Annotated in this window: 20 protein-coding genes and 1 pseudogene; 10 read left to right on the plus strand and 11 right to left on the minus strand. The window is 60.1% G+C overall.

The annotated features are described in order from the left end of the window. Window position 1: 1 nt before the first annotated feature. The 10 genes and pseudogenes from gcvP to gap all read right to left on the minus strand — a co-directional run bounded on the left by gcvP (window position 2) and on the right by gap (window position 12411). Window positions 2–2860, minus strand: coding sequence for an aminomethyl-transferring glycine dehydrogenase (gene gcvP, locus N5D61_RS07935; RefSeq protein WP_279891874.1), 2859 nt, complete (start codon window positions 2858–2860; stop codon window positions 2–4). Between the two features lie 10 nt (window positions 2861–2870). Beyond that, complete coding sequence (gene gcvH, locus N5D61_RS07940; protein WP_108236843.1) at window positions 2871–3254, minus strand: glycine cleavage system protein GcvH; 384 nt, start codon at window positions 3252–3254, stop codon at window positions 2871–2873. Between the two features lie 364 nt (window positions 3255–3618). Next, a complete protein-coding gene (locus N5D61_RS07945) occupies window positions 3619–5127 on the minus strand; it encodes a sigma-54-dependent transcriptional regulator (RefSeq protein WP_279891876.1) in 1509 nt (502 codons plus the stop codon). A gap of 99 nt (window positions 5128–5226) precedes the next feature. Then, window positions 5227–5577: a DUF5064 family protein gene (locus N5D61_RS07950; RefSeq protein WP_108236845.1), complete on the minus strand. Its 351-nt coding sequence runs from the start codon at window positions 5575–5577 to the stop codon at window positions 5227–5229. Between the two features lie 60 nt (window positions 5578–5637). Continuing rightward, window positions 5638–6097: pseudogene (locus tag N5D61_RS07955) on the minus strand (YbaN family protein). Window positions 6098–6154: 57 nt separating this feature from the next. Next, window positions 6155–6754, minus strand: coding sequence for a biliverdin-producing heme oxygenase (locus N5D61_RS07960; protein ID WP_279891878.1), 600 nt, complete (start codon window positions 6752–6754; stop codon window positions 6155–6157). Between the two features lie 184 nt (window positions 6755–6938). Next, window positions 6939–9527 carry a TonB-dependent receptor gene (locus tag N5D61_RS07965; protein WP_279891880.1) on the minus strand — a complete coding sequence of 863 codons (2589 nt, stop codon included), beginning with the start codon at window positions 9525–9527 and terminating at the stop codon, window positions 6939–6941. A 121-nt stretch (window positions 9528–9648) separates the two neighbouring features. Beyond that, on the minus strand, window positions 9649–10554 hold the full coding sequence (locus N5D61_RS07970) for a FecR domain-containing protein (RefSeq protein ID WP_279891882.1): 906 nt from the start codon (window positions 10552–10554) through the stop codon (window positions 9649–9651). Between the two features lie 154 nt (window positions 10555–10708). Beyond that, complete coding sequence (locus N5D61_RS07975; RefSeq protein ID WP_279891883.1) at window positions 10709–11227, minus strand: sigma-70 family RNA polymerase sigma factor; 519 nt, start codon at window positions 11225–11227, stop codon at window positions 10709–10711. 182 nt (window positions 11228–11409) lie between these two features. Further along, window positions 11410–12411, minus strand: a complete 1002-nt coding sequence (gap, locus tag N5D61_RS07980; protein WP_108236851.1) for a type I glyceraldehyde-3-phosphate dehydrogenase — start codon at window positions 12409–12411, stop codon at window positions 11410–11412. Between the two features lie 235 nt (window positions 12412–12646). On the opposite strand from gap, the gene edd reads away from it, so the two are divergent. The 10 genes from edd (at window position 12647) to N5D61_RS08030 (ending at window position 24904) form a co-directional block, all read left to right on the plus strand. Beyond that, window positions 12647–14473, plus strand: a complete 1827-nt coding sequence (gene edd / locus N5D61_RS07985; protein ID WP_279891885.1) for a phosphogluconate dehydratase — start codon at window positions 12647–12649, stop codon at window positions 14471–14473. Further along, the gene (locus N5D61_RS07990) at window positions 14470–15438 is read left to right on the plus strand and encodes a glucokinase (protein ID WP_279891886.1); all 969 of its coding nucleotides are present in this window, start codon (window positions 14470–14472) and stop codon (window positions 15436–15438) included. The genes edd and N5D61_RS07990 overlap by 4 nt, the downstream gene beginning before the upstream one ends. Before the next feature lie 73 nt (window positions 15439–15511). Further along, window positions 15512–16249: a response regulator transcription factor gene (locus tag N5D61_RS07995; protein ID WP_108236854.1), complete on the plus strand. Its 738-nt coding sequence runs from the start codon at window positions 15512–15514 to the stop codon at window positions 16247–16249. A gap of 6 nt (window positions 16250–16255) precedes the next feature. After that, window positions 16256–17716: an ATP-binding protein gene (locus N5D61_RS08000; RefSeq protein ID WP_108236855.1), complete on the plus strand. Its 1461-nt coding sequence runs from the start codon at window positions 16256–16258 to the stop codon at window positions 17714–17716. A 308-nt stretch (window positions 17717–18024) separates the two neighbouring features. Then, window positions 18025–19311 (plus strand): ABC transporter substrate-binding protein, encoded by a 1287-nt coding sequence (locus tag N5D61_RS08005; protein WP_279891888.1) that lies wholly within the window; start codon window positions 18025–18027, stop codon window positions 19309–19311. 151 nt (window positions 19312–19462) lie between these two features. Next, the gene (locus N5D61_RS08010) at window positions 19463–20371 is read left to right on the plus strand and encodes a sugar ABC transporter permease (RefSeq protein WP_279891890.1); all 909 of its coding nucleotides are present in this window, start codon (window positions 19463–19465) and stop codon (window positions 20369–20371) included. Beyond that, entirely contained in the window at window positions 20364–21209 is an 846-nt protein-coding gene (locus N5D61_RS08015) for a carbohydrate ABC transporter permease (protein ID WP_279891892.1), read from the plus strand. The genes N5D61_RS08010 and N5D61_RS08015 overlap by 8 nt, the downstream gene beginning before the upstream one ends. 2 nt (window positions 21210–21211) lie before the next feature. Beyond that, window positions 21212–22372 carry a sn-glycerol-3-phosphate ABC transporter ATP-binding protein UgpC gene (ugpC, locus tag N5D61_RS08020; RefSeq protein WP_279891894.1) on the plus strand — a complete coding sequence of 387 codons (1161 nt, stop codon included), beginning with the start codon at window positions 21212–21214 and terminating at the stop codon, window positions 22370–22372. Between the two features lie 144 nt (window positions 22373–22516). Beyond that, window positions 22517–23872, plus strand: a complete 1356-nt coding sequence (locus N5D61_RS08025; protein ID WP_108236860.1) for a carbohydrate porin — start codon at window positions 22517–22519, stop codon at window positions 23870–23872. Between the two features lie 156 nt (window positions 23873–24028). Then, window positions 24029–24904, plus strand: coding sequence for a D-hexose-6-phosphate mutarotase (locus N5D61_RS08030; RefSeq protein WP_279891897.1), 876 nt, complete (start codon window positions 24029–24031; stop codon window positions 24902–24904). 51 nt (window positions 24905–24955) lie between these two features. On the opposite strand, the gene N5D61_RS08035 is transcribed toward N5D61_RS08030, so the two are convergent. Next, on the minus strand, window positions 24956–25825 hold the full coding sequence (locus N5D61_RS08035) for a MurR/RpiR family transcriptional regulator (RefSeq protein WP_279891898.1): 870 nt from the start codon (window positions 25823–25825) through the stop codon (window positions 24956–24958). Window positions 25826–25998: the final 173 nt, after the last annotated feature.

Genomic DNA, 25998 nt, shown 5'->3' on the forward strand with positions numbered 1-25998 from the left:
GTCAGGCGTAGTTTTCGATGGAGGGGCAAGCGCAAACCAGGTTACGGTCGCCGAACACGTTGTCGACACGCCCGACCGGTGGCCAGTACTTGCCCTCGACCAACGAGGCCACTGGGTAGACCGCTTGCTCGCGGCTGTACGGATGGCTCCACTCACCGACCAATTCCGCAGCGGTGTGCGGTGCGTTTTTCAGTGGGTTGTCGTCTTTGTTCAACTCACCGCTCTCGACCGCACGAATTTCTTCGCGGATCTTGATCATCGCGTCGCAGAAACGGTCCAGTTCTTCCTTCGACTCGCTTTCGGTCGGCTCGATCATCAGGGTTCCTGCCACCGGGAACGACATGGTCGGAGCGTGGAAGCCAAAGTCGATCAGGCGCTTGGCCACATCGTCTACGCTGATGCCGCTGCTGTCCTTGAGCGGGCGCAGGTCGAGGATGCATTCGTGCGCGACCAGGCCACTGCTGCCGGTGTACAGCACGGGATAGTGCTCTTCCAGGCGGCGGGAGATGTAGTTGGCGTTCAGGATCGCCAGCTGCGAAGCCCGTTTCAGCCCTTCGCCGCCCATCATGCGAATGTACATCCAAGTGATCGGCAGGATGCTCGCGCTGCCGAACGGTGCTGCGCAGACCGCGCCTTCCTTGCGCTCCATCTTGCCGTGGCCCGGCAGGAATGGCGCCAAGTGCGACTTCACGCCGATAGGGCCGACACCTGGGCCGCCGCCGCCATGGGGAATGCAGAATGTCTTGTGCAGGTTCAGGTGGGACACGTCACCGCCGAACTTGCCCGGTGCGCAGAGGCCCACCATGGCGTTCATGTTGGCGCCGTCGATGTACACCTGGCCGCCGTTGTCGTGGATGATGCCGCAGATTTCGCGAATGCCTTCCTCGAAAACGCCGTGAGTCGACGGGTAGGTGATCATCAGCGCCGCGAGGTGGTCACGGTGCTCGATGGCCTTGGCGCGCAAGTCCTCGATGTCGACGTTGCCACGGGCATCGCAAGCGGTGACGACCACGCGCATGCCTGCCATCTGGGCGGTGGCCGGGTTGGTGCCGTGGGCCGAGGATGGGATCAGGCAGATATCACGGCGCTCATCGCCACGGCTCTGGTGATAGGCGCGGATGGCCAGCAGACCAGCGTACTCGCCCTGGGAACCGGCGTTCGGTTGCAGCGAGATCGCGTCATACCCGGTGGCTGCACACAACATGGCTTCCAGCTCGTCGGTCAGTTGCTGGTAGCCAGCACTCTGCTCGGCAGGCGCGAATGGGTGCAAGTTGCCGAACTCGGCCCAGGTCACCGGAATCATTTCGCTGGCGGCGTTGAGCTTCATGGTGCAGGAACCCAGCGGAATCATGGTGCGGTCCAGCGCCAGGTCCTTGTCGGCCAGGCGACGCAGGTAACGCATCAGCTCGGTTTCTGAGTGGTAGCGGTTGAATACCGGATGGCTGAGGATCGGCGATTGACGCTTCAATCCGGCGGGCAGGTGTGATTCCACGCTGCTTGCCAGGGCGCCGAAATCAGGGAGCGCCTGGCCGTCGGTCGCGAACAGTTTCCACAGCGCTTCAACGTCGGCGGGCTGGGTGGTTTCGTCCAGCGAGAGACCCAGACGCTCGGCATCCACTTCGCGCAGGTTGATCTGTTGGGCACGGGCCTTGGCGTGCCATTCCGCGGTTTTCGCCCCGGTGTTCAGGGTGATGCTGTCGAAGAAGAAGGCCTGTTCGGCGTTCAAGCCCAGCTGGCTCAAGCCCTTGGCGAAGATCGCGGTCAGGTGATGCACGCGATTGGCGATACGGGTCAATCCGACGGGGCCATGGTAAACGGCGTACATGCTGGCGATGTTGGCAAGGAGGACCTGCGCGGTGCAGATGTTGCTGGTGGCCTTTTCGCGACGGATGTGTTGCTCGCGGGTCTGCATGGCCAAGCGCAAGGCCGTTTTGCCGAAGCGGTCGATGGACACGCCCACCAGGCGGCCGGGCATGTCACGCTTGTAGGAATCTTTGGTGGAGAAGTACGCCGCGTGCGGGCCACCAAAGCCCAGTGGTACACCGAAGCGTTGCGCGCTGCCGATCGCCACGTCCGCGCCGAACTCACCCGGCGGTGTCAGGAGGGTCAAGGCCAACAGATCGGCGGCAACGGCCACCAGTGCGTTGGCGGCATGGAAACGCTCTACCAGTTCGCGGTAGTCGAACAGGTCGCCATTGCTGGCCGGATATTGCAGCACGGCGCCGAAGAACTCGCTGACATCGTTCAGTTGGCTTTCATCCGCTACAACCACCTCGATCCCCAGCGGCTCGGCACGGGTGCGCAGCACGTCGAGGGTCTGTGGGTGACAGTGAGCCGAAGCGAAGAATTTGTTGCTGCCTTTGTTTTTGCTCAAGCGCTTGCAGAACGTCATGGCTTCGGCGGCAGCGGTCGCTTCGTCCAGTAGCGAGGCGTTGGCGATGGGCAGGCCGGTCAGGTCGCTGATCAGGGTCTGGAAATTGAGCAGCGACTCCAGGCGACCCTGGGAAATTTCAGGTTGGTACGGGGTGTATGCCGTGTACCAGGCCGGGTTTTCCAGCAGGTTACGCAGGATCGGCGCCGGTGTGTGGGTGTTGTAATAGCCCTGTCCGATGTACGTTTTGAACAGCTGGTTTTTCGCGGCGATGGCTTTGATGTCCGCCAGTGCGTCTGCTTCGCTTTGTCCGGCAGAAAGGCCCAGGACGCTGGTGCCTTTGATCGACTCTGGGATGACGGTGGCGCTCAGCGCCTCCAGCGAGTCGAAACCCAGAGTCGCCAGCATGGCGTGTTCGTCACTGGCACGAGGGCCGATGTGGCGGGGGATGAATTCGTTGGCGGTGCTCAATTCGATGCGATCGGTCATTACGCGTTCCTCAGGCTTCGGCGTTGGCTTTGATCAGGCGGTCATAGGCGTCCTGATCCAGCAAATGGCCGACAGCGGTAGCGTCGGAAGGAATAAAACGGAAGAACCAGCCTTGGCCCATCGGGTCTTCGTTGACCAGTTCCGGATTGGCATCCAGTGCCGGGTTGATTTCGACGACCTCGCCATTCAATGGCATGTAAACACCGCTGGCCGCTTTGACCGATTCAACGGTAGCCGCCTCGGCGCCTTTGTCGTAGGACTGTAGCTCAGGCAGTTGAACGAAAACCACGTCGCCCAGTGCGTCTTGTGCGAAAGCCGTGATGCCGACCGTAACGCTGCCATCCGCTTCGGCACGCAGCCACTCATGATCTTCGGTAAAACGCAATTCGCTCATGGAAACTCCCCGGGGGTAAAGACTGCTCGTCGTTGGCGCGAGCATGATGGGGCAGGTCTATAGCAAGTTTGCGGCCAAACTTGTACCAGGCTTGTAAATCAAGGCCTCCAGGGAGTTCTGCGAAGTATCGAGAGGGGTATGTGTAGCGAAATCGCTACAGTTTGGCACGGTTTGAAAAGTGCTTCGGGATCAACGCCTTGTCGCTTGGGGGTATACGCAGGTCGTAACGATATCGTTCCGGTGTTTCGAATTCGTTCCGGATTGCTTTTGTGGGAGCACGCTTGCCCGCCCTGGCGTGTGTCAGGCAATGCCTGTATCAGCAATACCCCCTCTGTAGCGGGCAGGCGCGCTCCTACAGGGCAGTCTACGGTCTGCCAGGGATTCCATACTTGCGCAGCCGATGGGCGATGGCGGTGTGGGAGGTTTGCAAGCGAGCCGCCAATTGCCGGGTCGAGGGATATTCGCCATAGAGTTTTTCCAGCAGCGACTTTTCAAAACCCTCTACCGCTGCTTCGAGACTGTGAATCTCGCCGTCGCCTTGCCGGGCCACGGACGTCCCGGCAATGTCCAGATCGCCAATGTCGACCAGCGCGCTTTCGCAGATGGCGGCAGCGCGGAAGATCACGTTCTGCAACTGTCGGACATTCCCTGGCCAGCGATTGCCCAGCAAAGCCGGGTATGTCGCAGGCGCGAGTCGGCACACCGGACGCTGAATCTGCGTGCAGGCCTGTTCCATGAAGAAGCGCGCGAGCAGCAGGATGTCCTGACCCCGTTCACGCAACGGCGGGACTTCCAGGTTGAGCACATTCAGGCGGTAGAACAGGTCTTCACGAAAGGTGCCTTCGGCGACCATTTTTTCGAGGTCGCGGTGGGTCGCGCTGACAATCCGGACGTTGACCTTCACTTCTTTATCGCCGCCCACCCGACGGAAGCTCCCATCATTCAGGAACCGCAGCAACTTGGCCTGCAGATACGGCGACATCTCTCCGATCTCATCGAGAAAGACCGTTCCCTGATTCGCCATCTCCATCAGGCCGGGTTTGCCGCCTCGTTGAGCGCCGGTGAACGCCCCGGGGGCATAACCGAACAGTTCGCTCTCGGCCAGGCTTTCCGGCAGCGCTGCGCAATTCAGCGCCAGAAAAGGCGCGCCGTTGCGCGCGCTGACGGCGTGACAGGCGCGGGCCACCAGCTCTTTACCGGTCCCGGTTTCGCCGCGGATCAGCAGCGGGGCGTCCAGGGCGGCAACGCGCTGCGCACGGGCCTTGAGTGTGCGGATCGGAGCGGAATCGCCCAGCAGCGAATCGAAGCCCTCGGCATGGTCGTGATGCAGCGCCGAGAGGCGTTCGCCGATGCGGCTGGGCAAGTACAGCGTGAGCAGAGCCCCGGCGTCGGTGATCGGCGTGGCGTCCAGCAGCAAAGCCTCGCCGTTCAGGGTGACCTCACGCATGGGCAGCCGGAAGCCGTTTTCCAGCAATGCCGTCTGCAGTGCGGAATCGGTGAACAGATCGCCTACCGATTCTCCGGAAGGGTCGCGACCGTATAGAGCGACCAGTGCGGGGTTGGCCAGCAGTACGTGGCCGGCGCTGTCGAGTGCCAGCACCGGGTCGGTCATGGCGGCAAGCAGCGCGTCGAGTTGCAGGTGCCGTCGCTGCCCGGGGAGGATGTCCACGACTTTGATCGCTTCCACGCCCCGCACACGAAACAGCCTGTCCTTGAGCGCTTCGAGCAATTCATGGCTCAGCGTCGGTGCATCGATGTAGACGTTGGGTGGCACCATCTCCACGGCATCGAGGTTCAGATTCCGCGCGCCGAGGATCGCCAGCACTTCTTGAGTGATGCCGACGCGGTCGATGAACGTGACGTGGATGCGCATGGGGTGTGAAAGCGGCCGGGCGGAAGTGAGCGCAGATTATGCCAGCAAAGCCTGCGGCATTTCATGCCGTACCGGGTGGCGAGCAATAGGAAAGCGCCGCTAGCCTAAATGCTCTGGCTTGACTGGGTCTCCCGATTTCATGTCGAGTTGGTCGCGAATGTCTTTGAACATGGCGTCGTACTGCCCATGCATGTCGTGCAGGTCCGTGTGCTTCGGCAAGCCGTGTTGCTCGGCCAGACGCGAAACATCGTGGGCGAAGTTGTAGGCCAGGTCTTTGGGCAGGTCGAATGTTTCGTTGACGCTTTTGCCATCGATCTCGCCTTCTAAGATGAAATGCATGCCGGGACCGGCGTCGGTCTGGCTCAATTCATAGCGAATGTGCAGGTCGTAACCGACGTCTTCCGGCTGCAGGGCCGCGTGGGCTATGTGCAGATGGCCTGGCTCGAACATGTGACGACTCCCTCAAGAAGCGATGATCGTAAGGAGCAGACCCTGTTGCTGGCATTGGGTTCAGCGCTGGCCGGAAGACTCGGAACAGTCGGTCGTGCGTACGGCAGGCTCGGGGCGGGACCATATCCAAAGATTGACCAGCACCATGCCGGTAATAGCGAAATACATCCACCAGTGGTGCTTCAGCATCAGCAGCATGACCACTGCGCAGATCAGCATGGTGACCGTCGCGCTGATCTTCGCGCCGCGAGCGATGAGTTTGCCGTTGCGCCAATTGCTGAGCATCGGGCCGAACAGCCGGTGGTTTTCCAGCCACGCGCTCAGGCGGGGGGAGCTTTTGGTTGCCGCCCAGGCGGCCAGCAGGATGAACTCGGTGGTGGGCAGCCCTGGAATGAAGATGGCGATGATGCCAATGGCAAGGCTGACGTACGCCAGGATGCCGAACAGGATGCGGGACAGTTTGCTGCCGGGCGGTGTGTGGGTCATGGGTCTCGGGACAACCGGGTGAAGAGCTTTGCACGGGGCGCGCCCGTTGAAGGTGCCCAGCTTAACAAAGCCAGGCAGCCCGTGGGCACCCTCACGCGGGTTCGGACTCGGGTGCCGACGCGTAGGCGTAGTCCAGCAACACGTTGAAACGCTCGAATGCCGCGATTGCGCCTTGGTCGAGCTGGCGCTCCTGTTCGTCACTGAAAGGTAATTCATCGAGGATGCGGATGAAGCGCTTCCACCCATCGGCACGGCCACCCACGGGTTCACCCAGATGGCGGGCGCCGAAGGTTTCGCTCAGATTCAGCACGACGGCACGCTTGATCAGGAACGCTGCGCCGAGTTTCGAGCCCTCTGACACGAAGAGCCAGCCCAGCGCTTCGGCTTGTGATGGCGCGTCAACGGCACCCGCCAAGGGCGACGGAAGGGGGGCGTCGAGGTCATGGAGATCGGCTTTGGCCTGCTCGGCCCGGCAGCGCTCCGGAAGATCGGCGATCAGAACGGCCAGTTGTGGGTCGTTGTACAGCGCTTTCAGTTCTTGCTGGAACAGGTACTGAGCACTCAGAAAACGCTTGTAGCTCGCCAGCGTTTCGAAAGGCGCGTGGGCTTTCACGGCCTGGTCCAGCTTCTCGTGAGGGGCATGGGTTATTTGGTTGAGCCGCTGCGAGCGGCGAATCGGGACATCGGACATGGTGTCTTCCTTGGAAAGTGAGGCCTTGTAAACAAGACGATTGAGTCTCGAACCACAGTAAAAAAGATGATGATCGACGCGATCCGTAGGAGCGCGCTTGCCCGCGATAAACGCTGACACGGTTTGCCTGACAGACCGAGGCGCCTGAATCGCGGGCAAGCGCGCTCCTACAAGAGCGTCACGTTTAGATGTCCCACACCAGATTGATAGCGAAATTGCGACCGGGTTGGGTCAGGCGGTCAAGGTTGGCTGGCGCAGTCACGCCTGCTTCGCCAACGCCGTCGTAGCCGCGCACGTCATCCCACAGCCAGTATTTCTTGTCGGCCAGGTTGTAGAGACCGCCGCTGACCGTCACGTCGTCGGCAACCTTGTAATAGCCGGTCAGATCCACCAGGCCGAACCCCGGCGTCTTGAATGGCGAACTCGAGCCGTCGGGCGCGTGAAAACTGGAGTCGTCGACACGGGTTTTGCGCTTGACCAGGATCCAGCTCAGCAGGCCACCGTAGCGTTTCTGGTCATAACCCAGCCCCCATACGCCGGTCAGCGGGTTGACGCTGTTGAGCGGTTGACCCGTGTCGTCATTGCGTCCGTAGGCGTAGGCGAGCGAGCCTTGGGTGTACAGGCCCTGCGGCGCGCCGAAGGTGTCCAGATTCAAACGACCCTTGAGTTCCAACCCCTTGATGGTGGCGTGCTTGATGTTATTGGACTGGAACACCGCGGCCGAGGAGGTCGCTGGCTGAATGGCGTCTTCATTGATGAAATCGCGGTATTTGTTGTAGAACACCGCCAAGTCGAACGACCCTTCGTCGAAGCGCCCGCGCAGGCCCGTTTCGTAGCCTATGCTCTTTTCCGGTTCGAGGTCCGGGTTCGGCTCGACGACATAGCCAGAATTGAGGTTCTGGAACCGGCCGTACAGCGCTTTGGCACTTGGCGTTCGGAAACCTTCGGCATATTGGCCGTACCAGGTATAGGCGTCGTTGATGGCGTAGGTCACACCCAGTTTTGGCGACAGACGATGCCATTTCTTCTCTTTGTCGTTGAACTGATCGGCGCTGGTCAGGTTGACCGCGCGCAGGAACGCATCCGTGACGTGCGGATCGAGCCGTGTGTAGTCGTAGCGTGCACCTGGCATGAAGGTCCAGTCGCCCCAGGTGATCTGATCCTGAGCGAACAGGGCATAGGTGTTGATGGTTGGGTCAGGGAAGTCGCTGTTGGTCGCCAGGCTGTCGGAGGCAGTGGGGCTGGCCGTGCCAAGGGTGCGACAACTGCCCAGAACGGCGGCACAGGTTGCGGTCCCGCTGCGTTCACCTGTGACTTTCTGTTGCTTGAGGGTGGTGCCATAGGTCAACAGGTGCTCGGTATCACCGAGGTTGAAGGCCTTGTCCAATTGAGCGTCAAAGATCCACTGGCGTTCTTTATAGGTGGTGTCGCGAGTTCGCCAAACGTCCCGGCTGCCCGGCACGTAACGCTCGATGGTGTTCTGATCGGTCTTGGCAATCTGGTAGTTCAAGCTCCACTTGACGTTGTCTACCAGCAGGCTGTCCAGCGCGAAGGTGTTTTCCAGACCGAAACGCTCACGGGTGATGACGTCGTTGCCTTCGCGGCCTCGATAGAAGCCGAAACCGCGCCCGCCGGTGAAGGGCCCACCCACTGCACTCTTCTGATTGGTGTGGGTGTCGTCCTTGTACTTCTCATAAGTGAATGCCAGACGATCACCTTCGTCATAGTTCCAGCCCAGTTTGGCCAGCACATTGGTGGCGCGAGCGTCTTCCGGGTTGGCCGCCGTACGATTCAGGCCAGTGCCACCGTGCTCACCGAAGGATTCGGTCTCGCGCCCGTTGCGTTGGCTGACATGCAGCAACGCGTCGAAATCACCTTCGCGACCGGCCACCGTGGCCGAGTTCAGCCAGCTATTGTCCGCCGAGCTGTACCCGGTCTTTAAGCGGGCGCCGACATCTTTGCCTTCTTTGATGATGTCGTCCGGGTCGAGCGTGTAATAGCTCACTGCACCGCCGATGGCACTGCTGCCGTACAGCGCCGAGGCCGCGCCGCGCAGGACTTCCACGCGCTTGACGATTTCCGGATCGACGTAGTTGCGGTGCGTGTTGGCATAGGGGCCTGAAAAGTAGTTATCCGGCACTTCGACCCCGTCGACTTGAGTCAGGATGCGGTCCCCATCGATGCCGCGAATGTTGTAGCCACTGGTGCCAGCGCGCTGACCGGCGCCGCCCACTGTCACGCCCGGCTCATAGCGCACCAGATCGCGAATGTTGTTGACGTTTTGGCGATCCAGTTCGGCGCGGTCGTGCACGGTGACGGTGCTGGGAACCGAAGCTACCGACTGCGCCTGACGGGTGGCACTGACGGTCACCGGGTCCAGTGCCAAGGTACCCGCGGTGTTGCGTTTCTCCAGCACGACAGTGTTGTCGCCCAAATGGCGATAGCTCAGGTTGCTGCCTGCCAGCAGACGATCGAGGGCCTTTTCTGCGGACATCGAGCCGGTGACTCCTGGCGACGTGACGTTCTGCGCCAAGTCTGCCGACATCCCCATCTGCCACCCTGTCACTGTGCTGAACGCGTTCAGCGCTGACACCAGCGGTTGTTGCTCAATCGAGAACGCGTAGTTGCCCGCCACGCGCGCCGGCTGCTCGGCGGCTGAAAGGGGCGCGCTGTGCAGGCCGGCGCACAGCACCGCGATGGTCAGCAGCGTCAGGGCGAAATGACCGGTGGCGCTGGAGGAGTCGGATAGGGGAGGGGTAAACGTGGGCGGCATCGATAGCACTCCGTGTCATGCGTGTCGGTACAGTGTTCGCAAGTGTGTTGGTAATAGGAATCACTTGCATTGGCTATAACGAGACGAACGACTCGCGGCTATCGCGTAAAAATAATTGCCCTCAATTCAGAATCAGCAGCGCAGGCAGTTCGTGCAGGCGCGCGGAGGTGATTTGCGCCAATGAGCGGACCACGTCGATGGGATTGTCCAGCCGATAGTTGCCTGTCACCGCGACCCGATCCAGCTGGGTGTTGGCGTTGACGATCCAGCCGGGGTAGTAACGGCGTAGCTCTGTCAGGACTTCGCTCAGCGGGCAGTTATCGAAGATCAGGCGTCCCTGGACCCAGGCCAAGTCCCTGTTCCGATCTAGCTTCTCTCGGTCTCCGAAACCATCGGGGCCGACGCGCAGACTGTCGCCTGCATTCAGATTCATCTGGGAGTTGCCTTTGGCTGAATGGACATTTACGGCGCCACGTTCGACCTGAATCTGCGCGACGCCGTCCAGATAACGCACGGCAAACGAGGTGCTGCTGGCGCTCATGCGCACCGGGCCAGCCTCGACTTCCAGTGGCAAACCCTTGGCGCCAGGCACTTCGAAGAAAGCTTCGCCCTCGTAAAGCCGGGCGATCCGTTGCCGATCATCCAACTCGCTGGAGAATGCCGATCGGGTATTGAGTAGCACCCTCGAACCGTCTTCTAGCTCCAGGCGCTGGCGCTCTCCCGCCACTGTCAGGTGGTCGGCTTTCAACCGTAGGGGCAGCTCGCTGAAGTTGAACAAGCCCAGTAGCACAATGGCGGCAGTGGCCAATGGCATCCAGTGCGGGCGCAGGCGACGCAGGGTCGACGATTTTTTTGGCGCGGCAACGCTCAGCGCGGCATCGAAAACCGGTCGGGAGTTCCAGATGGCCTCGGCCTTGGCGAACGCTTCGCCATGGTCAGGGTCGGCGGCGAGCCATTCCTGAAAACGCACGTGCTGTCGTGCGTCAGCACTTTCCAGTTCGATCAGCCAGTTCAGGGCTTGATCCATGGCGCTGTCGTTCGGCGTCGGGGATGCCTGACCAGGGCCGGATGAGTGAGAGTCCGTCAAGGGGCGTCCTCGGCTACACGGTATGGGGCGGGAGTTTAGCGCTACGGTGGCGAGCTTCCGCAAGGTGTCTTGTGGAGTAAGGATCAGGCAGCTCTCATCGACGTTCAAGCCGGGCTGCAACCCCGACGCAAATTGCCATGATCAGCTTGAGTTCCTTTTGTACGGTGCTGGCGGAAACCCCCAGCTCTTCGGCAATTTCAGGATAGCTGCAGCCGTTCAATCGGCTCAGGGTGAAGATTTTCTGCTGGCGCGGCGTGAGCTTTTCCAGGCTCGCAGTAAGGCTCTGCAGCAATCGGCTGGCGTGCTCGGTGTCTTCCAGCGCGGCGTTGGGCGCGACGATGCTGTGAAGGTCGGCCAGGGGTAAATCCTCGACGACCGTGCGTGCGTGCAGGCGTCTGGCGCGCAGGTGATCCAGCGCCAGATTGCGGGCGGTCTGGAACACGAAGGGCTCGAGGTGCTCGATGGCGCGTTCGCGCAGCGCCCGGGCCACTCGAAGGTAGGTTTCCTGCAGCAAATCCTCGGCAGTGCTGGAGTTGCGGACCATGCGTTGGAGCGTGCGCAGCAGAATCGTCCGCCTTGCCAGGAAAACGTCGTTGAAGTGTGAATGACTCACAGATGTACTCAACCAGAAAATCAGCTAATGATAATGATTGTCATTAACCGATTGGGTCAAGGGCTGAGTTTGCAAAGAATGCGTAAACGACAGATACGGGGTTTCAAGGCCGTGGGAATGCGCTGGCCCACGATGTCATCGCGGGCCAGCGCACCTGCAAATTGAAATGCCCCGGGGAAGACTTATTCCGCCTTCATCAACGCCAGGCAATTATCCAGCATGCGGTTGGAGAAGCCCCACTCGTTGTCATACCAGGCCAGGACTTTCAGCAGACGACCGCTGACTTTGGTGTGGTTGGCGTCGAAGATCGATGACAGCGGGTTGTGGTTGAAGTCGTGGGAGACCAATGGCAGCGAGTTATAACCGAGAATTTTCGAGTGCTTCGCGGCGTCTTTCATGATCGCGTTGACCTCCTCCACCGTGGTATCGCGCTTGAGATGGATGGTCAGGTCCACCAGCGACACGTTGATGACCGGTACACGAACGGCCATGCCAGTCAGCTTGCCTGCCAACTCCGGCAGCACAAGGCCCACGGCCTCGGCGGCGCCGGTCTTGCTTGGGATCATCGATTGCGTGGCCGAGCGCGCGCGATAGGGGTCGGTGTGATAGACGTCAATCAGGTTCTGGTCATTGGTGTAGGCGTGAATCGTGGTCATCAAGCCGCTTTCGATCCCCAATTCGCGGTTCAGGACCTGCGCGACCGGGGCCAGGCAGTTGGTGGTGCACGAAGCGTTGGAGATCACTTGGTGGGATTGGCGCAGCACGTCATGGTTGACGCCGAAGACCACAGTGGCATCCGCGCCTTTGGCGGGCGCCGAGATGATGACTTTCTTCGCGCCGGCCGTAATGTGCGCGGCGGCCTTGGCACGGTCGGTGAACAGCCCGGTGCATTCGAACACCACGTCGATGTTCTCGGATTTCCATGGCAATTCGGCGGGGTTGCGAATCGCGCTGACCGCAATACGGTCACCGTTGACCGTGATGCTTTCCTTGTCGTGTTCGACAGTGGCGTCGAAGGGGCCATGCACGGTGTCGTACTTGAGCAGGTGGGCGTTGATCTCGCTGTCGCCCAGATCGTTGATGGCGACGACCTGCAAGTCCTGACGGTAGCCCTGGGTATAGAGTGCACGAAGGACATTGCGGCCGATCCGGCCAAAACCATTGATTGCGATGCGGAGCGTCATATGCCCATCCTCGGTGAATTTGTTGTTGGAATTACAAGATTATTCTCATAAAAATAGAAAACAAGCCTTTTTAGTGGCAGTATTTTGTTTTATCTACAAATAGAAACCCGTCGGGCCAGCACAATCGTCTGAAAATCAATGCGTTGCTGAAGCGTTTCTTCAGGGCCATCATGGTTGTCAGATTTTGTAAGCGCCTGAAACGGGTGACCCATCCGCTAGCCTGGAGTTCATGACAATGCATCCCCGCGTCCTTGAGGTAACTGAACGGCTGATCGCTCGCAGCCGTGACACCCGTCAGCGCTATCTGCAACTGATCCGGGGCGCTGCAAGTGATGGGCCGATGCGGGGCAAGCTGCAATGCGCCAACTTCGCTCATGGGGTGGCGGCCTGTGGCAGCGAAGACAAGCACAGCCTGCGGATGATGAATGCGGCCAACGTGGCCATCGTTTCGGCATACAACGACATGCTCTCGGCGCACCAGCCGTACGAGCATTTCCCCGAGCAGATCAAGAAGGCCTTGCGTGAGATTGGCTCTGTCGGTCAATTCGCAGGCGGTGTGCCCGCCATGTGCGATGGCGTCACCCAAGGCGAGCCAGGAATGGAACTGAGTATCGCCAGCCGCGAAGTCATCGCGATGGCCACCGCCGTGGCGCTTTCCCACAACATGTTCGATGCCGCGTTGATGCTTGGTATCTGCGACAAGATCGTGCCCGGGCTGTTGATGGGGTCCCTGCGTTTCGGCCACCTGCCAACGATCTTCGTGCCGGGCGGGCCAATGGTGTCGGGCATTTCCAATAAGGAAAAGGCCGACGTGCGGCAACGCTACGCCGAAGGCAAGGCGACCCGCGAAGAACTGCTGGACTCGGAAATGAAGTCCTATCACGGTCCGGGGACTTGCACCTTCTACGGCACGGCCAACACCAATCAGTTGCTCATGGAAGTCATGGGGCTTCACTTGCCGGGCGCCTCCTTCGTCAATCCTTACACCCCGTTGCGCGATGCCCTGACACGCGAGGCCGCGTTCCAGGTGACCCGCCTGACCAAGCAGAGCGGCGAATTCATCCCGTTGGGAGAGATTGTGGACGAGCGTGCGCTGGTCAACTCGATCGTTGCATTAAACGCGACGGGCGGTTCGACCAACCACACACTGCACATGCCGGCCATCGCGCAGTGCGCCGGCATTCAATTGACCTGGCAGGACATGGCCGATCTTTCGGAAGTCGTACCGACCCTCACTCATGTCTATCCAAATGGCAAAGCAGACATCAACCATTTCCAGGCAGCGGGCGGCATGTCGTTCCTGATCCGTGAACTGCTGGATGCCGGTTTGCTCCACGAGGACGTCAACACGGTGATGGGGCGTGGTCTGCGCCGCTACACCCAGGAGCCGTTCCTCGAGGACGGCAAGCTGGTGTGGCGTGATGGCCCCCGAGAAAGCCTGGATGAAAACATCCTGCGTCCGGTCGCCCGACCGTTCTCGCCAGAGGGTGGTCTGCGCGTGATGGAAGGCAACCTGGGTCGTGGCGTAATGAAAGTCTCGGCAGTGGCGCTCGAGCATCAAATTGTCGAAGCGCCCGCCCGCGTCTTCGAGGATCAGCAAGACCTGGCAGACGCATTCAAAGCGGGTGAGCTGGAACGAGACTTCGTCGCGGTGATGCGCTTCCAGGGGCCGCGCTCCAATGGCATGCCCGAGTTGCACAAGATGACGCCTTTTCTGGGCGTACTGCAGGACCGCGGATTCAAAGTGGCGTTGATCACCGACGGTCGCATGTCCGGCGCGTCAGGGAAAATCCCGGCGGCGATTCACGTTTGCCCGGAAGCGTCGGATGGTGGCCCTTTGGCTTTGGTGCGTGACGGAGATCTCATCCGAGTGGATGGCGTCAAAGGGACGTTGCAAGTTCTGGTCGAACCGGCAGAATTGGCGGCCAGAGAACCGGCGATCGGTCGCTTGTCCCACAATGTGGGCACCGGCCGCGAACTGTTCGGATTCATGCGCATGGCCTTCAGCTCGGCAGAGAAGGGGGCCAGTGCCTTCACTGCAAATCTGGAGACGCTCAAGTGACATTGGCGATGGTGGGTGATATCGGCGGCACAAATGCGCGTTTCGCCATTTGGGAAGACGATCAGTTGCATTCGATCCGGGTCTTTCCGACCGTCGATTACGCCAGCCCCGAGAAGGCGTTGGCGGTCTATCTGGAGGATCTGGAGCTGCAATTGGGGGATGTGCAATCCATCTGCCTGGCCGTGGCAGGCCCCGTGACGGGCGATGATTTCCATTTCACCAACAGTCACTGGAAAATCAACCGTCAGGCGTTCTGCAAGGCGTTGAAAATCGACCACCTGATCATGGTCAACGACTTCACGGCGATGGCATTGGGCATGACTCGGCTGACCGATGACGAGTACCTCACCGTCCGTCATGGCAAGGGCGACCCGAAAGGGGCGCGTGTGGTGATCGGTCCGGGGACCGGGCTGGGCGTGGGCACGTTGATCCGTTCCGGTGAAACCCATTGGACTGCTGTTCCTGGTGAGGGAGGCCACGTCGATTTACCTATCGGCAGCCACCGAGAAGCCCTGCTATGGACACGCCTGATGGCCGACCATGAGCACGTCAGTGCGGAAACCGTCCTCAGCGGCGCCGGTCTGTTGCTGCTCTATCGCGTCAGTTGCGCTTTGGATGATATCGAACCGGTCTTGAAATCTCCTGCCGCAATCACCTCCGCGGCGCTCAAAGGCGATCCAGTGGCCAGCGCCGTGCTGGATCAGTTCTGCGTATTTCTCGGGCGCGTGGCGGGTAACAACGTGTTGACTGTCGGCGGCCGAGGGGGTGTGTACATCGCCGGTGGCGTGATCCCGCGTTTTGTCGACTTCTTCCTGCAGAGCGGCTTCAATAAGGCGTTCGCGGAAAAAGGCCTGATGAAGGATTACTTCAAGGACGTGCCGGTTTGGCTGGTGACGGCGGAATATCCCGGGCTGGTGGGGGCAGGCGTGGCCCTCGATCAGGCTGCGGCGAGCCGCCAGCTCTAAGCCACAAGCTGCAGCCTGTGGCTCGCAACTGATGCTTATAACAATAATTTGAGTACCCACAAGGACGATCCAATTGAACGCTGTCAGTAAATCGATACTGGTCGTCGACGACGATCAGGAGATTCGGGAATTGCTGCAGGCCTACCTGAGCCGCTCCGGTTTTCAGGTGCGTACCGTCGGTGACGGCGCCGAGTTTCGTCAGGCGTTCAATGACGAACCCAGTGACCTGCTGATACTCGATGTAATGTTGCCCGACGAAGACGGGTTCAGCCTCTGCCGCTGGGTTCGCCAGCATCCGCGGCAACCCCATGTCCCGATCATCATGCTGACGGCCAGCTCCGACGAAGCCGACCGAGTCATCGGCCTGGAGTTGGGCGCTGACGACTACATGGCCAAACCTTTCTCCCCCCGTGAGTTGCAGGCCCGAATCAAGGCCCTGTTGCGGCGTGCCCAGTTCGGGCAGGAGCGCGGCGGTGGCGAAGTGCTCGTGTTCGACGAGTGGCGTCTGGACATGGTCAGCCATCGACTGTTTCACAACGATGGCGAAGAAGTGATTCTCTCTGGCGCCGATTTTGCGCTGCTCAAGCTGTTCCTCGACAACCCCCAGCAGATTCTCGATCGTGACACCATTGGCAACGCGACCCGAGGGCGGGAGCTGATGCCTCTGGAACGCATTGTTGACATGGCCGTGAGCCGGCTGCGCCAACGTCTGCGGGACACGGGCAAGGCACCCCGGCTGATCCGTACCGTTCGCGGCAGCGGTTACCTGCTGGCAGCCAACGTCCTGCCTCAAGCCAGCAACGGTTACTGACCGTCGATGAGCAACGAGAAGAAGCGCCGAGTGCCGGTGCCGCGCTCGCTGCTGGGGCGCATGCTGCTGTTGACGTTGCTCGCCGTGCTCCTGGCCCAGACGCTTTCCAGCCTGATCTGGCTGTCGCAATTGCGTGCGACGCAAATGGAAGGCCTGATCACCAGTGCCCGTAGCCTCGGCTTTTCCATGGCAGCGAGCGTGAGTTATTTCCGCTCACTGCCCGTGGCGTTTCGGCCGATGGTGCTCGACCAACTGCGCAGCATGGGAGGCACGCGGTTTTTCGTGTCGCTCAACGAACGGCCACTGGACATGCAAGTGTTGGAGCCCACCGTCCGCAAAACAGCGGTGATCGATGTGGTAGGCCAGGTGCTGCGGCAGAACCTGGGGGCTGCCCCCGACATCCTCGTGCGTTTCGTGCGACCCGAAGACCTGCGCATTTTCAACAGTGGCCTGAAACTCGACGAATTGCCGCGTTCCTGGGCGCACTACGCATTGACTCTGGAACCTTTGAATCCTCCAGTGCTGGTCACTCAGATCGAGCTCTCACCGGGCGAATGGCTGTATATCGCGTCCTTGCTGCCCGAGCCCTACACCATGCTGGAGGAGGAGGGGCTGCCCTCCCAACAGGTCTGGTTCATCGCGCTGACCAGCATTTTCCTGCTGCTGTTCATCGGCCTGTTGGTGCACTGGCAGAGCGGTCCGCTCAAACGTCTGGCTCGCGCCGCACGCGATCTGTCGCTGGGCGCGGACGTCGAGCCTGTCGTGGAAGGCGGCGGCAGCGAGGTGATTGAAGTGACGCGCGCCTTCAACACCATGCGCGACCGCATCAGCCGTTACCTGACCGAGCGCGGCCAACTGTTCAGCGCCATTTCCCATGATTTGCGCACCCCGATCACCCGCCTGCGCCTGCGCGTCGAGCTGTTGGAAGACGAGGCGATGCAAGCCAAATTCACCCGCGATCTGGACGAGCTGGAGTTGCTGGTGAAAGGCGCGCTGCAATGCGTGAAGGATACGGACATCCATGAAAACATCGAGCCGGTAGACCTCAACCATGCTCTGGATTGCCTGATCGAGCCCTACTTGGGCGTCAATGGTGATGGCCGCGTCACCCTTCAAGGCAAGGCCATGTCAATGTTCTATGGCAAGCCTCTGGCGTTGCGCCGTTGCATGGGCAACCTGATCGACAATGCCATCAAATACGGCGACAAGGCGCATCTGTTCGTCGAGGACGATGCCGAGGCTTTTGTGTTGCGTGTCGAAGACGAAGGGCCGGGCGTTCCTGAACAGCGTCTGGAGCAGGTATTCGAGCCGCATTTCCGTCTAGCGGGTAAACAGCAGCAGGGCTACGGCCTGGGGCTGGGCATTGCACGCAACATTGCCCACAGCCATGGCGGTGAAGTGACATTGCAGAACCTGCGCGAGGGTGGCCTGCGCGTGACGCTTTACCTGCCTCGCGGGGTTGAATGAGTTGACGCGGTCGGGCCTTCCGAAAGCGACGAGCCGCGAACTTTTGAGTCCATGCGCCTGATCATTTCGCGATAACGCGGTTCACCAGGGCGAGCGTGCCTGCAACGATGCTACAGGGAGGGGGAGCAATATCATTTTCGGCGCTGTCCCATCACGCGTTGCGGGCGCAGCAGTTAGGTGTGCGAATGTCACCAGTTTGTGACATTCGCGCATCCCTTCGTTACCGTCCGCTCTAACTCGTTGTTTAGAATCCATGCAGCGCAAGCACCAAGACTTGCTCATGCATAACAACAAGAAAGGTCAACTAGATGAATTCGATCTCCCGTCTCGCAGCACTCGTTTCTCTCGCCTCGTTGTTCCCTCTGAGCGCCATCGCCGCTGATTCCAAAGGCACTGTCGAAGTGGTCCACTGGTGGACGTCGGGCGGTGAAAAAGCGGCTGTCGACGTGCTCAAAGCCCAAGTCGAAAAAGATGGCTTCACCTGGAAAGACGGCGCCGTGGCCGGTGGCGGCGGTTCGACCGCCATGACCGTGCTGAAAAGCCGCGCGGTAGCCGGTAATCCACCGGGTGTCGCACAGATCAAAGGTCCGGATATCCAGGAGTGGGCGTCCACGGGCCTGCTTGATACCGATGTCTTGAAAGACACCGCCAAAGAAGAAAAGTGGGACAGCATCCTCGACAAGAAAGTCTCCGACACCGTGAAGTACGAAGGTGACTATGTGGCCGTTCCGGTGAATATTCACCGTGTGAACTGGTTGTGGATCAACCCGGAAGTCTTCAAGAAAGCCGGTATCGAAAAAGCCCCGACCACGCTGGAAGAGTTTTACGCCGCGGGCGACAAACTCAAGAAAGCCGGCTTCATCCCGCTTGCCCATGGTGGCCAGCCTTGGCAGGACAGCACCGTCTTCGAAGCGGTGGTCCTGTCGGTGATGGGGGCTGACGGCTACAAGAAAGCCCTGGTCGACCTGGACAACGGCGCCCTGACCGGTCCCGAGATGGTCAAGTCGCTGACCGAACTGAAGAAAGTCGCCACCTACATGGATCCGGACGGCAAAGGCCAGGACTGGAACCTGGAAGCGGCCAAGGTCATCAACGGCAAGGCCGGCATGCAGATCATGGGTGACTGGGCCAAGTCCGAATGGACCGCCGCCAAGAAAGTTGCAGGCAAGGATTACGAGTGCGTGGCGTTCCCTGGCACCGACAAGGCATTCACCTACAACATCGACTCGCTGGCCGTTTTCAAACAGAAAGATGCCGGAACCGCTGCCGGGCAGCAGGACATCGCCAAAGTCGTGTTGGGTGAAAACTTCCAGAAAGTCTTCAGCATCAACAAGGGCTCGATTCCTGTGCGCAACGACATGCTCGCCGACATGGGCAAGTACGGCTTCGATGCCTGCGCCCAGACCGCCGCCAAAGACTTCCTCACCGATGCGAAGAGTGGTGGGCTGCAACCGAGCATGGCGCACAACATGGCAACTACCCTGGCGGTTCAAGGGGCGTTCTTCGACGTTGTGACCAACTACATCAATGATCCGAAAGCCGACCCGGCCGACGCGGCCAAGAAATTGGGCGCTGCGATCAAGGCGGCTAAGTAAGCTGCGGTAGCGCTGGGCTGTAGGAGTGCGCTTGCCCGCGATACGGTGTGCCAGACACATAATTGTTGACTGATACTCCGCCATCGCGGGCAAGTGCACGCCTACACCTTGACATGTTTGTGTTCTTCATTTTTCTGTACTGGATTTCACCATGAGTTCTGTTGCTGTGTTCAGCAAAGCCTCGCCGTTCGATGCACTGCAGCGCTGGCTACCTAAACTGGTGCTGGCGCCCAGCATGTTCATCGTTCTGGTGGGCTTCTACGGTTATATCCTGTGGACGTTCATCCTCTCGTTCACCAACTCTACATTCCTGCCGTCCTACAAATTCGTGGGGCTGGCGCAGTATGCCCGGCTGTTCGACAACGACCGCTGGTGGGTCGCGAGCAAGAACCTCGCGGTGTTCGGCGGCCTCTTCATTGGCATCAGCCTGGTCGTTGGCGTGTTGCTGGCCGTTTTCCTGGACCAGCGCATCCGCCGCGAAGGTTTCATCCGCACGGTCTATCTCTACCCGATGGCGCTCTCGATGATCGTCACTGGTACCGCCTGGAAATGGCTGCTCAACCCCGGCATGGGGCTCGACAAGCTGTTGCGTGATTGGGGCTGGGAAGGGTTCCGTCTGGATTGGCTGATCGATCCGGATCGCGTCGTGTATTGCCTGGTGATCGCCGCGGTATGGCAAGCGTCGGGCTTCATCATGGCGATGTTCCTGGCCGGCCTGCGGGGTGTCGATCAATCGATCATCCGTGCCGCTCAAATCGACGGCGCCAGCATGCCGAAAATCTACTGGAAAGTCGTGTTGCCTAGCCTGCGTCCCGTGTTTTTCAGCTCGGTGATGATCCTCGCCCACATTGCGATCAAGAGCTTCGACCTGGTCGCTGCGATGACTGCGGGTGGGCCCGGCTATGCGTCGGACCTGCCGGCCATGTTCATGTACTCGTTCACCTTCAGCCGTGGCCAGATGGGGATGGGGTCGGCCAGTGCGATTCTGATGCTCGGTGCGATTCTCGCCATCCTCGTGCCTTACCTGTACTCCGAGCTGAGGACCAAGCGCCATGACTAGTCTCGCCGAGAAACCGACATTGAGCTTGAGCCGCCTGGCGATTTACGCGGTGCTGATCGGCGCGGTGCTCATTTACCTGATCCCACTGGTGGTGATGCTGCTGACCAGCTTCAAGTCGCCGGAAGACATTGGCACTGGCAACCTGCTGAGTTGGCCTGCCGAAATCACCACCATCGGCTGGCTCAAGGCCTGGGCGACGGTGAGAGGGTACTTCTGGAACTCGATCATGATCACCGTTCCGGCGGTGCTGATTTCCACTGCAATCGGCGCGTTGAATGGCTACGTGCTGTCGATGTGGCGCTTCCGAGGGTCGCAGATGTTCTTCGGTCTGCTGCTCTTTGGTTGCTTCCTGCCGTTCCAGACCGTGCTGCTGCCCGCTTCGTTCACGCTTGGCAAGATGGGCCTGGCCAGCACGACGACCGGCCTGGTCCTGGTTCACGTCGTTTACGGCCTGGCGTTCACTACGCTGTTTTTCCGTAACTATTACGTGAGCATTCCGGATGCGTTGGTCAAAGCTGCCCGCCTTGACGGTGCAGGCTTCTTCACGATCTTCCGTCGCATCATTCTGCCGATGTCTACGCCGATCATCATGGTCTGCCTGATCTGGCAGTTCACCCAAATCTGGAACGACTTCCTCTTCGGCGTGGTGTTCTCGAGCGGCGAATCGCAACCGATCACCGTGGCGTTGAACAACCTGGTCAACACCAGTACCGGGGTCAAGGAATACAACGTGGACATGGCGGCGGCGATGATCGCCGGCCTGCCAACCCTGCTGGTCTACGTGCTGGCAGGCAAGTATTTCGTGCGTGGGCTGACGGCCGGCGCAGTCAAGGGGTAATCATGGCAACGCTTGAACTTCGCAATGTAAACAAGACGTATGGTACCGGTCTGCCGGACACGCTGAAAAACATCGAGCTGTCTATCAAGGATGGCGAGTTTCTGATCCTGGTAGGCCCATCAGGGTGCGGTAAGTCGACCCTGATGAACTGCATCGCGGGCCTGGAAAACATTACCGGTGGCGCAATCATGATCGGTGATCAGGACGTCAGCGGCATGAGCCCGAAGGACCGCGACATCGCCATGGTGTTTCAGTCCTACGCGCTGTACCCCACGATGAGCGTGCGCGAAAACATCGAGTTCGGACTGAAGATCCGCAAGATGAGCCAGGCGGACATCGACGCCGAGGTGGCACGCGTCGCCAAGCTGTTGCAGATCGAACACTTGCTCAACCGCAAGCCAGGCCAGCTTTCTGGCGGTCAGCAGCAGCGAGTGGCGATGGGCCGCGCCTTGGCGCGCCGTCCGAAGATCTACCTGTTCGACGAGCCGCTTTCCAACCTCGACGCCAAGCTGCGTGTCGAGATGCGTACTGAAATGAAGCTGATGCACCAGCGCCTGAAAACCACCACGGTCTACGTGACCCATGACCAGATCGAGGCCATGACCCTGGGCGACAAAGTGGCTGTGATGAAGGATGGGATCATCCAGCAGTTCGGTACGCCGAAAGAGATCTACAACGACCCGGCCAATCAATTCGTCGCCAGCTTCATCGGTTCGCCGCCCATGAATTTCATTCCGCTGCGCCTGCAACGCAAGGAGGGTCGCCTTGTGGCCTTGCTGGACAGCGGGCAGGCACGCTGCGAATTGCCGATGAACATGAGCGATGCCGGGCTTGAAGACCGTGAGGTGATTCTGGGCCTTCGTCCTGAGCAGATCACGCTAGCGTCCGGTGAGGCGGCGGGGCTGCCTACCATTCGCGCCGAAGTGCAGGTCACCGAACCGACAGGGCCCGATACGCTGGTATTCGTGACCCTCAACGACAGCAAGGTCTGCTGCCGCCTCGCGCCGGATGTCGCGCCTGCTGTGGGTGAGACGTTGACCTTGCAGTTCGACCCGGCCAAGGTGTTGCTGTTCGACGCCGCTACCGGCGAGCGCCTGGGCGCGCTGAAGAAGTCGCAGCCTGCCGAGGGGGTGAGTAACGTCACCCGGCTCAACCGCAACTGACTCGCAACCATTCAAGGGTACCCATACCGTATCAACGAGCACATCTGACAGGGCGCTGCTGCCGTAACGAGGGCCCTGTCAGGCACACGAAGCAAGTGGTTAACGCTGTTCAAGGCTAATAACAATAAAACGAGGATCTAAGGGATGAAGAAGGTAAAAGGCAAATCGCTTAACCAGTTCCAGTTAATCGGTGGCTTGTCGGTCCTGAGCGCGTTGTCGCTGTCGGGAACGGCTTCCGCGATGGAACCGTTCAAAGCGAGTGAACACTTGACCGGCGACTGGGGCGGACTGCGCCAGGAGCTTTACGACAAGGGCTACGATTTCCCGATCGAGTACGTAGGCGAGGCGGGCTCGAACCTGGCCGGCGGCTATAACCACGACACGACGGGCCGCTACAGCGACCAGTTCGCGTTTGGCGTGCAAATGGATCTGCAGAAAATCCTCGGTTGGCATGACGCGGAATTCAAACTGGCGATCACCGAGCGTAGCGGTAACAACATCTCCAACGATCGTATAGGCGATCCTCGCGCTGGCACCCTCAGTTCCTCGCAAGAAGTCTGGGGCCGCGGGCAGACTTGGCGTCTGACGCAGATGTGGGTCAAGCAGAAGTATTTTGACGGTGCGCTGGACATCAAACTCGGCCGCTTCGGCGAAGGCGAAGATTTCAACAGCTTCCCATGCGACTTCCAGAACCTGTCGTTCTGCGGCTCGCAAGTGGGCAACTACGTGAACACCTGGTACAACTGGCCGGTCAGCCAGTGGGCCCTGCGCGTGAAATACAACATCACGCCGGAAGTCTTCGCCCAGATCGGCGTTTACGAGCAGAACCCTTCCTACCTGGAAACCGGCAACGGCTTCAAGCTCAGTGGCAGCGGCGCGAAAGGCACCGTGGTCCCAGTGGAACTGGTGTGGTCGCCAAGCGTGAACTCCCTGCCAGGCGAGTACCGCGTCGGTTACTACCTCAGTTCGCCGAGCGCCGATGACGTCACTGAAAACGTCAATGGCCAGAACCAGCGTATCTTTGGCGGCGACTTCAAGTCTCACAAGGACAAGCACGGCTGGTGGATCGTGGCGCAACAACAGTTGACCACCCACAACGGCGACACCTCTCGCGGGTTGAGCATCTTCGCCAACGCTACCGTGCATGACAAAGCCACCAACTTCGTCGACAACTATCAGCAGATCGGCTTTGTGTACAAAGGTCCGTTCGATGCACGTCCGAAAGATGACATTGGTATTGGTATCGCGCGCATTCACGTGAACGACGATGTTCGTGACGCTCAGCGTGAGCTCAATGCCTTCAACGGCGTGAACGATTACGACAACCCTCTGTTCCAGCCTGTGCAGACCAGCGAATACAACTCGGAAATTTACTACGGCTTCCACGTCACCGACTGGCTGACCGTGCGTCCGAACCTGCAATACGTGAAGAGCCCAGGCGGCGTGACCGAAGCGGATAACGCACTGGTTGCGGGCCTCAAGATTCAATCCAAGTTCTGACCGCTCGAACCGCTGCGCGGGTCGCTCCCCCGCGTGGCGCACTTGATGTGCTTCACAAACGATCCAGGGTCGTGTGTGCTTTGCGGGCAGCCAGGCTGCCCGCTTTTTTTCGTGTAACGGCTCCGCTTTCAGGAGCGTTTTTTATGGGGTCGAGCAATGTCCAGCACCGATCCAACAGTGCCCCAACACCCTTTTCAGCGCTTTTTTACGTCCGCACGCCCTCAGCCGACGTTTCAATGGGAGCGTCACCAACAGCGTGACGTGCTCATCATTACGCACCCCCAGTGTCAGGCGGTGTTCAGTCGGCAGGGCGCTCAGCTCCTGCACTTTCAGCCTGCCGGACAGAAACCCTGGCTTTGGTGCGCTTCGCGATGGCCCCATGTAGGGGCCATACGAGGCGGTGTGCCGGTCTGTTGGCCGTGGGTGGGGCGGCATCCCGAGGAAGGCGGCTGGCCAGCGAATGGCTGGGGGCGGTTGCTGAACTGGAAGCTGATCGACAGTCGGGAGCACGATGAAGGCGTCTCCTTGCATTGGCGCTTGTGCTTATGGGACTGGCAGGCGGACCTCTACGCCCAACTGGGGGCTGTCATGGGGCTGCGACTCGAAACGCAGCATCAGGACAGCGAACCATGCCAGTTCGGCCACGCCTTGCATGCTTACTGGCGAGTCAGCGATGTCGCCGATGTTGCGTTGGAGGGGCTGGACGGTGTGCAAGGCTACGACGGAATCAATCGTGCCGTTTGCGCCCAGAGCGGCGGGTTGCGGCTGTCGGGTGGCTGTCAACGTCGCTTCGATCATGCTGGAGCGCTTGAGCTTCAGGACGATAACTGGCAGCGGCGGTTGAGCATCGATACCCATGACAGCGTCAACACCGCTGTCTGGCACCCGGGCAGCCGGCCACTGTTGGGGGTGACAGGGCACGAGGCGGCGGAGTTCGTGCGGGTGGAGGCCGCTTCAGGCGTCGGCGACTGCCTGCACCTTGCGCCCGGGCAGCGTGCCCGGTTGAGCCTGCAGGCAAGTCTGGTCGGGTAGGTTGAGTGTTCGATGCGGCGACGCCGCGTCACGATCGCCAGGTCGCCAGGTTCAATCCAACCCATCATCGACCGGATAGCGGCTGGCGTTGAGGCTTTCCTTGATCTTGCGCAGATGGGGCTGGAAGTCCACGCCGCGGCGCAGCGTCATGCCGGTCGCCAGCACATCGAGGACAGTCAACTGGATGATGCGCGACGTCATCGGCATATAGATGTCGGTGTCTTCAGGCAGTGGGATATTGAGGCTCAACGAGCTGGCCTGGGCCAGCGGGGAATTGGCAGCGGTCAGGCCGAGGACCGATGCGCCGTTTTCCCTTGCGATGCGCGCGACCTCCACCAGCTCGCGGGTGCGGCCGGTGTAGGAAATGATCACGAACAGTTCGCCGGTATGCGCCACCGAGGCCAGCATGCGTTGCATCAGCACGTCGGCGTGCGCGGTCACCGCAAGATTGAAGCGGAAGAATTTGTGCTGGGCATCGAGCGCTACAGGCGCAGAAGCACCGAGGCCGAAGAAGTGGATCTGCCGTGCCTGGATCAGCAGGTCGACAGCCTTGCTGATCAGCGTCGGATCGAGCACCTGGCACACGCTATCCAGCGACGCGATGGCACTGGCGAAGATCTTGCGGGTATACGCGTCGGGGTTGTCATCGGCTTCGACTGCGCGGCTGACGTAGGCTGCGCCGCTGGCCAGGCTTTGGGCCAGTTGCAGTTTCAGTTCGGGATAGCCGCTGACGTCGAATGACCGACAGAAACGATTGACGGTCGGTTCGCTGACCTTGGCGGCCTGCGCGAGCGCGGCGATGCTGAAGCGCGTGGCCTGTTGGGGATTGCTCAGAATCACCTCGGCGACTTTGCGCTCGGCCTTGTTCAGTTCATCAAGGCGGCTCTGGATCTGCTCCAGAAGATTGCGTACGCGTTCCATTCAACGTCCTTCTCGTAAAGCTGTAACAGGCTGATCGGTGAGCCATTGTGCAAAAGGTACTCACTGGGCCTTTAGCCTGTAGCAAAGGTGGCCTATCGTACTGGGGGCCTGTAGCGATCACCACTCTTAAGTGCTTTTTGGGCAAATGTTGTGGTTATTACTACATATGGCCT

It is taken from the genome of Pseudomonas sp. GD03842, from assembly GCF_029841165.1.
Classification (GTDB): Bacteria; Pseudomonadota; Gammaproteobacteria; order Pseudomonadales; family Pseudomonadaceae; genus Aquipseudomonas.

Coding starts and splice junctions, on each gene's coding strand:
- edd (WP_279891885.1), top strand. CDS start 12,647: ATGCATCCCCGCGTCCTTGAGGTAACTGAACGGCTGATCGCTCGCAGC.
- N5D61_RS07965 (WP_279891880.1), bottom strand. CDS start 9,527: ATGCCGCCCACGTTTACCCCTCCCCTATCCGACTCCTCCAGCGCCACC.
- N5D61_RS08005 (WP_279891888.1), top strand. CDS start 18,025: ATGAATTCGATCTCCCGTCTCGCAGCACTCGTTTCTCTCGCCTCGTTG.
- N5D61_RS08025 (WP_108236860.1), top strand. CDS start 22,517: ATGAAGAAGGTAAAAGGCAAATCGCTTAACCAGTTCCAGTTAATCGGT.
- gcvP (WP_279891874.1), bottom strand. CDS start 2,860: ATGACCGATCGCATCGAATTGAGCACCGCCAACGAATTCATCCCCCGC.
- N5D61_RS07960 (WP_279891878.1), bottom strand. CDS start 6,754: ATGTCCGATGTCCCGATTCGCCGCTCGCAGCGGCTCAACCAAATAACC.
- N5D61_RS08010 (WP_279891890.1), top strand. CDS start 19,463: ATGAGTTCTGTTGCTGTGTTCAGCAAAGCCTCGCCGTTCGATGCACTG.
- gcvH (WP_108236843.1), bottom strand. CDS start 3,254: ATGAGCGAATTGCGTTTTACCGAAGATCATGAGTGGCTGCGTGCCGAA.
- N5D61_RS08000 (WP_108236855.1), top strand. CDS start 16,256: ATGAGCAACGAGAAGAAGCGCCGAGTGCCGGTGCCGCGCTCGCTGCTG.
- ugpC (WP_279891894.1), top strand. CDS start 21,212: ATGGCAACGCTTGAACTTCGCAATGTAAACAAGACGTATGGTACCGGT.
- gap (WP_108236851.1), bottom strand. CDS start 12,411: ATGACGCTCCGCATCGCAATCAATGGTTTTGGCCGGATCGGCCGCAAT.
- N5D61_RS07945 (WP_279891876.1), bottom strand. CDS start 5,127: ATGCGCATCCACGTCACGTTCATCGACCGCGTCGGCATCACTCAAGAA.
- N5D61_RS08015 (WP_279891892.1), top strand. CDS start 20,364: ATGACTAGTCTCGCCGAGAAACCGACATTGAGCTTGAGCCGCCTGGCG.
- N5D61_RS08035 (WP_279891898.1), bottom strand. CDS start 25,825: ATGGAACGCGTACGCAATCTTCTGGAGCAGATCCAGAGCCGCCTTGAT.
- N5D61_RS08030 (WP_279891897.1), top strand. CDS start 24,029: ATGTCCAGCACCGATCCAACAGTGCCCCAACACCCTTTTCAGCGCTTT.
- N5D61_RS07950 (WP_108236845.1), bottom strand. CDS start 5,577: ATGTTCGAGCCAGGCCATCTGCACATAGCCCACGCGGCCCTGCAGCCG.
- N5D61_RS07970 (WP_279891882.1), bottom strand. CDS start 10,554: ATGGATCAAGCCCTGAACTGGCTGATCGAACTGGAAAGTGCTGACGCA.